Source organism: Pseudarthrobacter sp. GQ63, from assembly GCF_059758765.1.
Window position 1 is genome coordinate 1 of record NZ_JCAXEF010000003.1, and the last position, 14,099, is coordinate 14,099.

Sequence of the window (14,099 nt, forward strand, 5' to 3'; positions counted from 1 at the left end):
GAGCGTCCCGGGAAACCCCGCACCCGGTGAGAGATCGTCCCGGGAAACCCCGCATCAAGTGAGAGAGCATCCCAGGGGGAGGGCCGGCAAATGAGTCAAAGGGCGTCCGCTGGTGGCTGAATCCGGGGCCGAAAATCCCGAAAACGCGGTGATTAACCTCAAAAAGTGCCGGAAACACGCGGAATTTGCGGAACCGGGGGGCCCAAGCTGGTAAGTTTTCGAACAGTGGCTTGTGCGCATGCCGCGTTCAGGCTCCAGAATCATGACCGTCCAGGAGGACATAAATGGCTAAGAACCGTAGTGAACTTGTTGCAGAGGTAGCAGGCAAGGCCGGCACCAGCCAGGCAGCCGTCAACTCCGTCCTCGACGCACTGTTCGAGGTTTTCGAGACTTCTGTCGCCGCGGGCGAGAAGATCACCATCCCGGGCTGGCTCGCCGTCGAGCGCACCGACCGTGCAGCACGTACGGGCCGCAACCCGCAGACCGGCGAGACCATCCAGATCGCGGCAGGCCACAGCGTCAAGCTGACCGCCGGCTCCAAGCTGAAGGCTGCAGTCTCCAACAAGAAGTAAGCTTCTTCCTCCCCGGCACGTAGCCGGCGCAGGAAAAGGAGCGGCAACCACCCGGTTGCCGCTCCTTTTGCTTTTAAGGCCGATTCGCGGGCCGGGCAGGCGTAGCGGACAATGGAATGGTGTCTTCTGCCGCAAAACCACGTTCCACCAACCCCCAGTCCGTTTCCGTCAAGGGAGCGCGGGGCAACGGTGCGCCGGGTCAAGACAGCAGCGCCCTGGGGATCCTCCGGGGCTGGCAGCTGGCCGGGCTGGCCGCCCTGTTCCTGGGCCTTGCAGCGGCGCTGATTTTCTCCGGTGCGGCCAGCGCCCGGGCGGTCTCTGACCCTGGAGCGTTTGTCCGCTGGGGCCTCCCCGTCAGCAAGGCCATCCATAACGCCTCGTTGGCGACTGTTATCGGCGGCCTGATCTTCGCCGTCGGTATCCTTCCCCGCAGTGCCGGGCCCCGCAGCCGCGCCAAAGAGGCTGCCGGCAGTGAAGCGCTGGAGCATCCCGCCTTCAGCCGCGCCCTGGCCGTGGCGTCCGCAGCAGGTGCCGCGTGGACGCTGTCCGCCATCGCCGTCCTGGTCCTGACCTACTCTGACGTTGCGGGGCAGGGACTCTCCGGGGACGCGGAGTTCACGCAGGCCCTGGTCTTCTTCATGACGGACATCGAGACGGGGCGGGCCTGGCTGGCCGTGACCATCATCGCGGCAATTGTGACGACGGCGCTCTTCGGGGTGAGGTCCCTCGGGGGACTTGCGCTGACGCTGGTCCTGGCCTTGGTGGGGCTGGTACCCACCGCACTGATTGGCCACTCCTCGAGCTCCGCCGACCATGAAGGTGCCATCAACTCGCTGGGCCTGCACCTGGTGGGTGTCAGCACCTGGGTGGGCGGCATCATCATGCTGGCCCTGCTGTCCGGAATCCTGACGGGCCCCAAAGCCGCAGCCTCCGCCGACATCACGGAACCCACGCTCCGCCGGTTCTCCTCGCTCGCGGGCTTCGCCTTCGTGCTGGTGCTCGCCTCGGGCATCATCAACGCGAGCATCAGGATCACCAACTGGGCAGACCTCTTTGGTTCTCCTTACGGCCAGCTGATCCTGGCCAAGTCAGCGGCCACCCTTGTCCTGGGCGGAATCGGGTTCATGCACCGGCAGTGGGTGATCCCGCAGCTGGGCCGCAAGGGCTCCACAATGTCTTCACGGCGCGTGCTCTGGCAGCTGGTCCTGGCGGAATTCCTGGTGATGGGCGCAACCTCCGGCGTCGCCGTCGCCCTGGGCCGTTCCGCCCCACCGGAGCCCACAACCTTCGCCCCTGACGCCTCGCCCGCCTTCATCCTCACGGGCTACGAACTTCCCCCTGAACTGACACCGGAGCGGTGGCTCACCGAGTGGCGCCTGGACTGGCTCTGGATTGCCGTGGCGCTGTTCGGCCTTGTGGCCTATTTCCTGGGCGTGGCCAAGGTCCACCGGCGTGGTGACACGTGGCAGTGGTTCCGTTCCGTGAACTGGATCATCGGCCTCCTGGTCCTGACCTACATCACGTCCGGCCCGCCGTCGGTCTATGGCCGCATACTGTTCTCGGCACACATGGTGGACCATATGGCACTGACCATGGTGGCGCCCATCTTCCTGGTACTGGGTGCGCCGGTGACGCTCGCCCTGCGGGCCCTGCCTGCCCGGGGTGACGGCTCCAGGGGCGCCCGGGAATGGCTGCTGGTGTTCATCCACTCGAAGTTCTCCCAGCTGGTCACCCACCCGCTCTTCGCGGCAGCCAACTTTGCCGGCTCCATTGTGCTGTTCTACTACTCGGACCTGTTCGGCTTCGCCATGCGGGAGCACGTTGGCCACGAGCTGATGATTGTCCACTTCCTGCTCACCGGGTACATCTTTGTGCTGACCATGATCGGCACCGACCCGCTGCCGCGCCGGGCGCCGTACCCCATGCGGCTCCTGCTGCTCCTGGCCACCATGGGCTTCCACGCCTTCTTCGGCGTCGCCATCATGGGCGGGACCAACCTCCTTGCCGCGGACTACTTCGGGAACCTGGGCAGGGAGTGGGGCCCCTCGGCCCTCCTGGACCAGCAGAAGGGCGGCGCCGTGGCCTGGGGCATCGGCGAGGTCCCCACTCTGCTGGTGGCGCTCGGCGTCGCCATCATGTGGTCCCGGTCTGACCAGAGGGAGACCAAACGCGTTGACCGGGCGGCGGACAGGAATAACGACGCCGATCTCACCGCTTACAACGATATGTTTGCCAAATTGGCCGAACGCGACGCCAGGCTGGCTGAACGCAACAAGCTGGAAGGACGCTGATGAGCGAAACCGTACGCACGCATGCCCGGGTCCGGGCCTCCGAACTGGTGGGCCGCAACTGGTTGAACACTGGCGGGAAGACCCTGGACCTTGAGGCCCTGCGCGGCAAGATCGTGCTGCTGGATTTCTGGACCTTCTGCTGCATCAATTGCCTGCATGTCCTGGACGAACTCCGGCCGCTGGAGGAACAGTACTCCGACGTCCTGGTCACGGTGGGCGTCCACTCGCCCAAGTTCGAGCATGAGGCCGATCCGTTGGCGCTGGCTGCCGCCGTTGAGCGCTACGAGATCCACCACCCGGTCCTGGACGATCCCGAGCTGGAGACCTGGAAGGCCTACACTGCCCGCGCCTGGCCCACCCTGGTGGTCATTGACCCCGAGGGCTACATCGTGGCGCACCTCTCCGGCGAAGGCCACGCGGACGGCCTGGCGGTGCTGATTCCCGAGCTCATCGCCGAACATGAGGCCAAGGGGACGCTGCACCGCGGCTCCGGCCCGTACGTGGCCCCGGAGCCCACCTCCGGCACCCTGCGCTTCCCCGGCAAGGCGCTTTTCCTTCCGCCGGGCCGCGGCTCCACCGCCGTGAAGGGAACGTCCGACGACGGCGCAGCGGCGGGTGCCGCAGGAAACGGTGCCGCCGGCAAGGGTTCGTGGCTGGTCACCGACACGGGACACCACCGGCTGGTGGAGCTCGGCACGGACTTCCATACCGTTCTGGGCACCTTTGGCTCCGGCGTGAGGGGCCATGCGGACGGCCCCGCCGCCGGGGATTCCGCCGTGGCACAGTTCAACGAGCCCCAAGGCCTGGTCCTGCTGCCGGAAGACGTGGCAGCCAAGGCCGGGTACGACGTCGTGATTGCCGACTCCGTCAACCACCGGCTCCGTGGACTGTCCCTTGCGGACGGTAAGGCCTCCACCCTTGCCGGCAGCGGCGTCCAGCGGCTGCTGGAGGCCGGACCGGCACGCGTGGACGAGGACGCAGCGGGGTTCACCGGCCAGCTCGGCGGGCACCCGTTGGACGTTGCGCTGAGCTCGCCGTGGGACGTCGTATGGTCCAGGAAGCTCAACGCCGTGGTGGTCGCCATGGCCGGCGTGCACCAGATCTTCAGTTTCGACCCCCTCACCGGGGCGGTGGCCATCGTGGCCGGCAACGGACTGGAAGGGCTGCTGGACGGTCCGGCCCACGAGGCCTGGTTCGCCCAGCCCTCCGGCCTGGCCGAGGACGCCGAGGGCAACATCTGGGTGGCCGACTCCGAAACGTCCGCCCTCCGCAAGCTGGCAATTGACGACGACGGCACGGTCACCGTGGAGTCCGCCATCGGCAAGGGGCTGTTCGACTTCGGCTTCCGGGACGGCGCGGCCGCCGAGGCGCGTCTCCAGCACCCCTTGGGCGTTACTGTCCTGCCGGACGGCTCCGTGGCGGTGGCCGACACGTACAACGGCGCCGTGCGGCGGTACGACCCCGCCTCCGGCACAGTGTCCACCCTGGCGCGCGGCCTCCTTGAGCCGTCCGACGTGATTGTGGACCACACGCACTCGGCCGGGTCGGAGCCGCTGCTGGTGGTGGTGGAGGCGAACAAGCACCAGGTGGTGTTCGTTCCCATCCCCAAGGAAGCCCAGCAGGTGGATGAGGGCGCGGTCCAGACGCACCGGCCCAAGAGCCCCGTGGCGCCGGGCCCCCTGGAACTGACGGTCCGCTTCACCGCCCCCACCGGGCAGAAGCTGGATGACCGCTGGGGCGATCCCACCCAGCTGAAGATCTCCTCCACGCCGCCGGAGCTGCTGGCATCCGGCAGCGGAACCTCGGTGGGGCTGCTCCGCACCATGGAGCTTTCACCGGACGTGCCGGAGGGAATCCTGCACATCACCGCACGGGCTGCCGCCTGCGACGGCCCCGAGACCGAGGACGGCGAGATCCCGGACCACGCCGCCTGCCACCTCTACCAGCAGGACTGGGGCATTCCCGTGGTGCTGCAGGGCGACGGCGACACCGAACTGGTGCTTGACCTGCGCGGCATGGACTGACGCCCCGCCGTCGTCCTGAGTCTGCCTAAGTGGCCCGGTTTTCCACCCCTTGAGGAGTGGGAACCGGGCCTTTTTGTTGCTGCTTCCCCCAAAAGGGGGCCAGCGTGGGGCCGCATTGTTCACATAGCACCGCTCGAGGCTGACGCCGGGCCAGGATGGCGGACATTGTGGCCTGATGGACCCAACAGAAATCCTCAGATCAGCTGGCGGAGTGTTGCTGCGACGTGATGTGCTGGCCGCCGGTGCCACGGATACGGAGCTTCGCCGTGCGGTCCGCACCGGCCAGGTGCTTCGGCTGGACCGGGGACTCCTGGCCGTGGCTGACGCAGACGCGGAACTGGTGGCGGCCGGACGCGCCCGCGGTCTGATGACATGTGTTTCTGCTGCTCCGGCATACGGCCTGTGGCAGCTCCGGCCCCCTGCCAGGCCCCACTACTGGCAGAGCAACGGCCGAAGAGCAGTTCGGTGTATCAGCCACCGTACCGACTTGACGCAGCCGCCCCGCCATCGGACGCTTGCAGCCCTACCTGATGTTCTGCTTCATGCCCTGCTCTGCCTGCCGGAACTCGAGTCGCTGGTAATGGTGGAGTGTGCGTACAACCGCGGAGACATCGATCCGCCGTACCTGTTCCGCCACTTGGACGGACCCCGGTGCGGCAAGGCGCGGAATGTGGTGTCCAAGGTTGACCGGGGCGCGGATTCCCTGCTGGAGACCCTGGCCCGGGTGCTGTTCCGGGATGCAGGCATTCTTACCGAAACCCAAGTGTTGATCGATGGCATCGGCCGTGTTGACTTCCTGTTGGAGGGGTTCCTTATCGTGGAGATTGACGGGCTGGCCTTCCATCTTGAGGCCAGGCAGTTCAAGAGGGACCGCCGCAGGGACAACTCCGCAATACTGCAGGGCCTTCCCGTGCTGCGATTCTTCTACGACGACGTGGTTTATTCACCCGAAGCTGTCCTGGCGCAGGTCCGCGAGGTTCTTGCCCGTGGCTCGCTGCGGTGGCCGCAACCAAACCGGCCCGGTTATTCGCCCAGCCGGCGCCACAACGGCTGGTAAACCTGCTGTTTGGCCACCAAAACTGGGCCAGTGTGGCGGGAGCAGGGCCTAGAAGCTCAGTACCGGGGTGACCTTGACCGTGTCCCCGGTCACGTCCAGGCGGGTGGTGAAGCTGAAGTCCACTTCCTCGTTGAGGGGGTACCAGGCGCCGGTGAACAGGTTCTGCTGGAGGGCCTCCACCTTGGCTTTGCCGTCGAGGGGAGCCACCACCCAGCGCCCGTCGAAGGGTTCAATGGACACGTTGGGGTATTCCGTCACGGTCCACTTGATGCTGCCGTCCTGCACCGTGTTGTTGCTGGCGTAGTAGAACGGGCAGTCCGGCTGGAGTTTCTGCTCCTTGGCGGCGACGGCAGCGCAGCCGTCCAGGAATTCCCTGACCTTCGCGGACACGTCCTTCTTCAGGTTGTCCGTGGCCTGGGTGAGGAGGTTGAGCGGCGCCACCGGGGCGTCCCGTGCCGTCACCGTGGCACGGGTGGGGGCTGCCGAAAAGTACTCCCCGTTCACGGAGGCTTCGTACTCGCCGGGGTAGAAGACCGCAAAGGAGTTCCGGCCGTTGGGCATGTTGACGGGCACGCCGTTGACGGTGGCCTCACTGGAATTGACCACCGTGATGTCCACCGTGGGCAGCCTGGACGGAACGAAAGCCCAGGTGTTGAAGAAGATCCACTCGGTCCCGGTTTTGCGCAGCAGGAATTCGGTGCGGAGCCGGCTGCCGTCAATGGTGTACTCCAGGGGCACCATGACCTGGTTGTCCGGGCGTTCCTCGGCGTCACCGATATCCACATTCGTGAACCGGGACGTCGCGGTCTGCAGGGCCGTGCCGTCGAGCATGGCGGCGTTGCTGGGCGGGACAGTGGCGCGGAGCAGCCCCAGCGCCTTCCCGCCGTCGCCGCTCTGCAGCGCGTCCAGATATTCGCGCACGGGCTGCTGCGGGCTGGCCACGGTGTTGTTGACCAGGTTCACCGCCACCACGGCGCCGGCGATGGCAAGCATGAGTCCCAGCAGCCATCCGGCCGCGATCCTCACCAACGCTTGACTCATCTGCACGTTCCATACGTTACCCGCCATGCGTCCGACGGCGGCAGTTGAGTCAGCTGGATGCGGTACCTTTTAGCGGCGGCGGCGCCGGGACGACGTGCCGAACACGCCGCGCAGCAGTTCCCGTCCGAGCTGGGTGCCGATGGACCTGGCCATGCTCTTGAGCCCGCCGCCCAGGGCGCCGCCGAGCATCCCGCCGATGTCGCCCACCATCGAGTCTCCCGCACCCGGGCGCGGGGCCGGGGCGGTTTCGGCGGGCTTGCGGCGCATTGTTTCGGCTGACGGGGCCGGCCTGCTGCTGGGCCGTCCAAGGATCTCTTCCTCGATCCGGCGTGCCTCGGCGTCAACGTCGTCCTGGCGTGCCCCGCCCGGAACGGTTCCGCCGGGCACAGGCGGCGCTCCAGCTGCTGCGGGTCCGGTGGGCGCGGCGGCCTTCCCTGCCAGTTTTTCGAAGGCTGAGTGGTTGTCCACGGCTGTCCCGTACTTTGCCAGCAGGGCCGACCCTGCCACGGTGCTCCGGACCAGGGCTTCGTCGCTGGGGCCCATCACGGACTCGGGGGCGCGGAGCCTGGTGAGCGCCACAGGTGTCGGGGCGCCCTTCTCGTTCATGACCGTGATGACGGCCTCGCCAATGCCTGCGGAGGTGAGCGTCTCCTCGAGGTCGTAGTCGCTCATGGGGAACGTGGACACCGTGGCTTTGAGGGCCTTGGCGTCCTCGGGAGTAAACGCGCGGAGGGCGTGCTGCACCCGGTTGGCCAGCTGGCCGAGGACCTCCGCCGGGACGTCCTTGGGGGTCTGGGTGACGAAGAAAATCCCCACGCCCTTGGACCGGATGAGCCGGACCGTGGTGGTGATGGCCTCCAGGAAGGCTTTGGAGGCGTCGTTGAAGAGGAGGTGGGCTTCGTCGAGGAAGAACACCAGCTTGGGCTTGTCGAGGTCGCCGGCCTCGGGCAGGTCCTCGAAAAGATCGGCCAGCAGCCACATGAGGAAGGTAGAGAACAGCATGGGCTTGGTCTGCAGGGTGGGCAGCTCCAGGCAGGTGATCACCCCGCGTCCGTCCGGGGCGGTCCGCAGCAGCTCCGCGGTGTCGAATTCCGGCTCGCCGAAGAACTTCTCCAGGCCCTGCGCCTCAAGGCTCACCAGCTCCCGCAGGATAACGCTGGCAGTGGCCTTGGACAGCCCGCCGAGTTCCTCGAGCTGGTTCTTGCCTTCAGCCGAGGTGAGGAACTGGATCACCGCGCGGAGGTCCTTCAGGTCGATGAGCTCCAGGCCGTTCTTGTCCGCGAAGTAGAACACCAGCTGCAGGCTCGATTCCTGCGTGTCGTTCAGCTCCATGATCCGTGAGAGCAGGATGGGCCCGAACGAGGACACCGTGGCGCGTACCGGGACGCCGTTGCCGTCGCCGCCCAGGGCCAGGAACTCCACCGGAAACGTCCGGCCCTGCCAGGCCTGCCCGATGCCCTCGGTGCGTGCGGTGAGCTTTTCACTGCCGGTGGCGGCCGTGGCCAGGCCGGACAGGTCGCCTTTGATGTCGGCCAGGAAGACCGGCACCCCGGCGGTGGAAAGCTGCTCGGCCATCATGTGCAGCGTGACGGTCTTGCCCGTGCCGGTGGCACCGGCCACCAGTCCGTGCCGGTTCATCATCGAGAGCGGCAACCGCACCGGCGCGTCCTTGTGGAGTTCGCCGTCGATGATGGCGGCCCCCAATTCGATGGTGGCGCCTTCCAGCGTGTAGCCCTTCTGGAGGGTGGCGAGCTTCTCTGCTGTGGTTTTGTTGGCCATGGCGTTAGCTTAGCGGCGCGTGCGCTTCCGTAGCGGGTATGCCGTCAGTTCCATCCCCGCGAGTAAGGTCGACGACGGCACTCAGGTGGGTGCCGCCGTCGACCTTTCATTGGGAACTGCCAGGGTGCAGCTGCCAGTCTGGGAGCTGTTCTAGGACACTTTGGCGTCCGCCACGTCCTGTTCAGCAGGAGCGGCCTGCAGCGCGGCACCCGATGACGGATGGGCCGCGACGGCCGCGGCATGCTCGGCGAGCACGCCCGTTTGGTGGCGGATCTTCAGCCGGTAGAGCAGGGCCCCGCCAACGGTGACGGCGGCAACGAAGATCACCCCGCCCCACTGCAGGTACCACTCGAACGGCGGCACCGAGTTGTAGATCTCCGGGCGCGGCCACACCAGGTTCAGCGTCATGGCACCGCCCCACAGGACTGCCAGGATGTTCACCGGCAGCCCCCACTTGCCCAGGGAAAAGCCGGGCTCGGAGCCGTCTGCGGCGAGCGGCCACTTCTTCAGGAGGCGGTTGCGCAGCATGGGCACGGTGACCAGGAGGTAGGAGAGGTAGATCAGGACGATGCTGATGCTGGACATGATCGTGAAAATCGCGGGCTGCGTGACGTTGATGAGCAGTGGCATCACGGCCAGGATGCCGATCACGATCGCCGCAACAGTCGGGGTCCTGCGGACCGGGTCCACTTTGCTCAGCTGCCGGCTGAACGGCAGGTTGTTGTCCCGGGCCATGGCGAACATCATGCGGATGGCGGCGGCATGGACGGCCAGGGTGCAGACCACCACGGCCACAACGATGCACGCAAGGAAGGCCTTGCCGAACGGTCCGCCCAGGACGGACAGCACGATGTACTGCAGCCCGCCGTCGGCCGAGCCCACCTTGGGGTCCGCAAGGTCCGGTGCGGCCAGGATGCCGAACAGCAGGATCAGGCCACCCAGCACGAACGAGGCCGTGATGGCCCGCAGGATGGCCTTGGGTGCCGTGCGCTTGGGGTCTTTCGTTTCCTCCCCGAGCGAGCTGGCGGTGTCAAAGCCGTACATGACGTAGCCCGATGCCATGGCGCCGATAAGGAAAACGCCGAAGAAGCCGAGGTCGTGGCCTTCGCCGAAGCCGGCCGTGTCAAAGAGGACCTCGGGCCCGCGCACCACGTGCCAGCCCAGCGCGAGGATGAGGAGCACGGCTGCGCTCAGCTCCACGAAAACGCCGATGCTGTTGATCCGGGTCATGAGCTTCACGCCGAACGCATTGATGAGGGTGGAGATGGTGATCATGATGCTGGCCAGCACCACGCCGTTCATGGCGAAATCGTAGGGGCCGGTGCCGTCACCGACGAACTGGAAGCCGGACCAGAGCTGGGGCAGGGTGAGCTGCAGGGCCAGTGCCACGGAGCCCAGCGCCACGATGGAGGAGAGCATCAGCAGCCACCCGGCCAGCCAGGCCGAGGTGCCCGACGCGAGCCGTTTGGCCCAGTTGTACACCGATCCCGCCACCGGGTAGCGGCCCGCCAGTTCGGCAAAACACAGGGCCACCATCAGCTGGCCGGCGAAGACAAGGGGCCAGGACCACGCGTAGGCGGGGCCGGCCATGGAAAAACCAAAGTAGAACAGTTGGAAAACACCGGTGAGGATGGAGATGTAGCTGACACCAGCTGCGAAGCTGGCGAACTTGCCGATGCTCCGGTCCAGGGTCTGCGCGTAGCCAAACTCGTCCATGCCGCTTGAATCAATACTCTTGCTGGGTTCCGCCATGTGGACTCCTCAATCAAAAAAGCACGATAGTGATGACCGTCCGCACTGCGGCGTACGGAAGGTCGATGGCCTGAAACTCAGGCGAGGGAGGCGCTGAGCTCCAGGTCCGCCGTCAGGGTTTGGCCGTTTCCGCCGGCGCGGATGAGGTCCGCCCGGACTAAATCAGCACAGCGCTCGCCGATCATCATCACGGTGATGTTGGGGTTGACCGTGACGTGTTCCGGCATCACGGACGCATCGGCGACGCGCAGGCCGGTGACGCCCTTGACCCGCAGCTCGGGATCCAGTGGCGACATGTCGTCGTCGGCCGGTCCCATCCGGACAGTGCCCACGGGGTGGTACACGGTGTTGTGCGTCTTGCGGATGTAGTCCTGCAGTTCCTCGTCCGTCTGCGCCTCGACCCCGGGCGAGAGTTCCCGGCCGGCCCATTCCGCCAGAGCTGGCTGGGCGGCGATTTCGCGGGCCTTGCGGATCCCCGCCACCATGACCCGCATGTCGTGCCCGTCCGGGTCCGTGAAGTAGCGCGGATCCACCATGGGCTTGTCGCGGAAGTCGCGGCTCCGCAGCCTGACGGTGCCGCGGGAGCGGGCGTGCGTGACGTTCGGGGTGAGGCTGAAGCCGTTCTCCGTGGTGGGGTAACCGTGCCGCAGCGTGTTCATGTCGAAAGGGACGGAGCCGTAGTGCATCATCAGGTCCGGGCGGTCCAGGCCGTCCACGGTGGGGGTGAAGATGCCGATCTCCCACCACTGGGTGGACGTTTGCACCATGGGCTGCCTGGCCTCGAACTGGACCACTCCTTCCGGATGGTCCTGCAGGTTCTCACCCACGCCGGGGGAGTCCACCAGCACCTCGATGCCGTGCGCGGCAAGGTGCGCCGCCGGGCCGATGCCGGAGAGCATCAGCAGCTTGGGGGAGTCGATGGCGCCGGTGGACAGGATCACCTCGCGGTGCGCGGACAGCCGGTGGGTCCGGCCGAAGGCCGAGTCCACCACGTCCACGCCGGTGCAGCGCTTGTCCGCGTCGAACACCAGCTGGCGGGCGCGGAGGCCGGTCAGCAGGGTGAAGTTTTCGCGGTCGATGATCGGATGGATGTAGGAGACCGAGCTGGAGGACCGGGTGCCGTCCGCGCGGCGGTTGATCTGGAAAAAGTTGGCACCGTTGATCACGGTGTTGCCGGTGTTGAACTTCGCGCGCGGAATGCCGGCCTGCTCGCAGGCGTCCAGGAGTGCGACGCCGGCAGGATCCGCCGGGGGCACGTTCATCAGGTGCACCGGGCCTGAGTCCCCGTGGTGGGGTGCGTCCGGGCCGGCGTCCTCGTTGGTTTCCAGCCGCTTGTACAGCGGCCAGGCGGCGTCGGCGTTCCAGCCGGTGGCGCCGTACTTGGACTCCCACTCGTCCAGGTCCTCGCGGGGAGCCCAGAAGGCGATGCAGGAGTTGTGGCTGGAGCAGCCGCCCATGACCCTGGCCCGGGCGTGCCGCATGAAGGAGTTGCCGTTTTCCTGCGGTTCCACCGGGTAGTCCCAGTCGTAGCCGGATTCGAGCAGTTCCATCCAGCGGTCCAGCTGCAGGATCTTGGGAAGGTTCCGGTCATCCGGGCCGGCTTCCACCAGGGCCACGGTCACGTCCGGGTCCTCGCTCAGGCGGGCGGCCACTGCGGCGCCGGCGGATCCGCCGCCGATCACGATGTAGTCGAAGGCGCGCCCGGTGAGGTCCTCGATGTTGTCGACGTGCATCTAGTTCTCCTTGCTGTGGTCAGCGAACCAGCCGGTTACCTGCGGGCTGGTGTTCTGGTAGATGTGCTTGGCTTCCTGGTACTCCGCCAGGCCGGTGGGGCCGAGTTCACGGCCGACGCCGGACTGCCCGAAGCCGCCCCATTCAGCCTGGGGGAGGTAGGGGTGGTAGTCGTTGATCCAGACTGTGCCGTGCCGCAGCCGGCCGGCCACACGCTGCGCCTTGCCGGCGTCCTGGGTCCAGACTGCGCCGGCCAGTCCGTAGACGGTGTCGTTGGCCGTGGCCACGGCCTCGTCCTCGGTGCGGAACGTCTCCACCGTCACCACCGGGCCGAAGGCCTCGTCCACCACCACGGACATGCTCCGCTGGACGCGGTCCAGGATGGTGGGCTGGTAGTAGAACCCGCCGTCGTACTTCTCCCCGGAAGGTGCCGCACCGCCGGTCCGCAGCCGCGCACCCTCCTGGATGCCGCGCTGGACGTAGGCGTGGACCTTGTCGCGGTGGGCCGCGGAAATCAGCGGCCCGGTTTCGGCGTCGTCATCGAAGGGGCCGCCGAAGCGGATGCCCTGCGCACGGCGGACCAGCTCGTCCACGAAGCGTTCGGCGATCGATTCCTCCACCACCAGCCGCGCCCCGGCGGAGCAGACCTGCCCGGAGTGGACGAAGGCACCGTTGAGGGCATTGTCGACGGCGGCATCGAAGTCAGCGTCGGCGAACACCACGTTGGGGTTCTTGCCGCCCAGTTCCAGCGCCACCTTCTTGACGGTGCCTGCGGCGGCCGCGGCAATGCGCTTGCCGGTTTCCAGCCCGCCGGTGAAGGAGACGAGGTCGACGGCGGGATGTTCCGAGAGCGGTGCGCCCGCCTCCGCACCCGGTCCGGTCACCAGGTTGGCCACGCCCGCCGGCAGGCCGAGATCCTGCAGCAGCTGCATGGCCAGGATGGCGGTGGACGGCGTCAGCTCGGACGGTTTGAGGACGAAGGTGCAGCCGGCGGCCAGCGCCGGTGCGATCTTCCACGCGGCCTGGAGCAGGGGATAGTTCCAGGGCGTGATCAGGCCGCAGACGCCCACGGGTTCATAGACGATCCTGCTGGCGACGGCGGGGTTCCCGGCGTCCACCACGCGGCCGGACTGCTGCCCGGCGAGCCTGCCGAAATACTCAAAGCAGGCGGCGACGTCGTCCATGTCGATGCGGCTTTCCACCATGCGCTTTCCGGTGTCCAGCGACTCGGCGCGGGCAAACTTTTCGCGGCGTTCGCGCAGTTCCGCTGCGACCTTGAGCAGGAAGGTTCCGCGCTCGGGGGCCGGGACCGAGGACCATATGCCGGAGTCGAAGGCCGCGCGGGCTGCGGCGATGGCCCGCCCGGCATCTTCACGGCCGGCCTCGGACACTGTGGCCGCCAGCTCGCCGTCGGCCGGGTTGCGGATGTGGCGTACGGCGCCGGATGCCGCCGGCTCCCATGCGCCGTTGATGAAAAGGGTGGAGGCTGTTTCGGTCATGCTGTCTCCTGGGGTGTAGGACTGTGGCGGCCCTGGGGCGGGGCCGGGGGCCGCCGCGGGCGCTGGGCTGCAGTTTGTGCTGAGGCCCCGCAGCGCGGGGCAAGGCTTGGCGTGCGCGGAAACGGGCGGCACGGGGGCCGTGCGCTGTCCAGACGCTTTATCGGGGACCGGCGAGCGGAAGGGAAACCCAGGGACTGGGAGTGACGCCGTGGCGTGGTGTGGCGTATGTCATACGAAGGAGAGTAACCGAGGTTGAACGGACGTTCAATAGATTTCTTGAACAAGTGTTCAATGTGAAGCGCCGGGATGCGCCCGGCTGGCCTGACGTGTGGTGCCTGGCGCCGGAGGCCCGG

The 14,099-nt window shown here is 67.1% G+C and carries 9 protein-coding genes and 1 pseudogene; 5 read left to right on the forward strand and 5 right to left on the reverse strand.

What is annotated here, in order from left to right:
- Positions 1–284 precede the first annotated feature (284 nt).
- From AC6CHP_RS07255 to AC6CHP_RS07275, 5 genes and pseudogenes are all read left to right on the forward strand, one after another.
- Entirely contained in the window at positions 285–572 is a 288-nt protein-coding gene (locus AC6CHP_RS07255) for an HU family DNA-binding protein (protein ID WP_009358243.1), read from the forward strand.
- A gap of 116 nt (positions 573–688) precedes the next feature.
- Positions 689–2,863: a bifunctional copper resistance protein CopD/cytochrome c oxidase assembly protein gene (locus AC6CHP_RS07260; RefSeq protein WP_498228863.1), complete on the forward strand. Its 2,175-nt coding sequence runs from the start codon at positions 689–691 to the stop codon at positions 2,861–2,863.
- Positions 2,863–4,887 (forward strand): NHL domain-containing thioredoxin family protein, encoded by a 2,025-nt coding sequence (locus tag AC6CHP_RS07265; protein WP_498228865.1) that lies wholly within the window; start codon positions 2,863–2,865, stop codon positions 4,885–4,887. The genes AC6CHP_RS07260 and AC6CHP_RS07265 overlap by 1 nt, the downstream gene beginning before the upstream one ends.
- A gap of 175 nt (positions 4,888–5,062) precedes the next feature.
- Positions 5,063–5,194 (forward strand): annotated as a pseudogene (locus tag AC6CHP_RS07270) (type IV toxin-antitoxin system AbiEi family antitoxin domain-containing protein); the annotation flags it as partial.
- A 180-nt stretch (positions 5,195–5,374) separates the two neighbouring features.
- On the forward strand, positions 5,375–5,944 hold the full coding sequence (locus tag AC6CHP_RS07275) for an endonuclease domain-containing protein (protein WP_498229287.1): 570 nt from the start codon (positions 5,375–5,377) through the stop codon (positions 5,942–5,944).
- Positions 5,945–5,992: 48 nt separating this feature from the next.
- On the opposite strand, the gene AC6CHP_RS07280 is transcribed toward AC6CHP_RS07275, so the two are convergent.
- The 5 genes from AC6CHP_RS07280 to AC6CHP_RS07300 all read right to left on the reverse strand — a co-directional run bounded on the left by AC6CHP_RS07280 (position 5,993) and on the right by AC6CHP_RS07300 (position 13,746).
- Positions 5,993–6,985, reverse strand: coding sequence for a hypothetical protein (locus AC6CHP_RS07280; RefSeq protein WP_188730945.1), 993 nt, complete (start codon positions 6,983–6,985; stop codon positions 5,993–5,995).
- 69 nt (positions 6,986–7,054) lie between these two features.
- Entirely contained in the window at positions 7,055–8,764 is a 1,710-nt protein-coding gene (locus AC6CHP_RS07285; protein WP_498228867.1) for a helicase HerA-like domain-containing protein, read from the reverse strand.
- A 150-nt stretch (positions 8,765–8,914) separates the two neighbouring features.
- Entirely contained in the window at positions 8,915–10,516 is a 1,602-nt protein-coding gene (locus AC6CHP_RS07290; RefSeq protein ID WP_498228869.1) for an APC family permease, read from the reverse strand.
- Between the two features lie 77 nt (positions 10,517–10,593).
- Complete coding sequence (locus AC6CHP_RS07295) at positions 10,594–12,249, reverse strand: GMC family oxidoreductase (RefSeq protein ID WP_498228871.1); 1,656 nt, start codon at positions 12,247–12,249, stop codon at positions 10,594–10,596.
- Entirely contained in the window at positions 12,250–13,746 is a 1,497-nt protein-coding gene (locus AC6CHP_RS07300) for an aldehyde dehydrogenase family protein (protein WP_498228873.1), read from the reverse strand. It lies immediately after the preceding gene.
- Between the last annotated feature and the right edge of the window lie 353 nt (positions 13,747–14,099).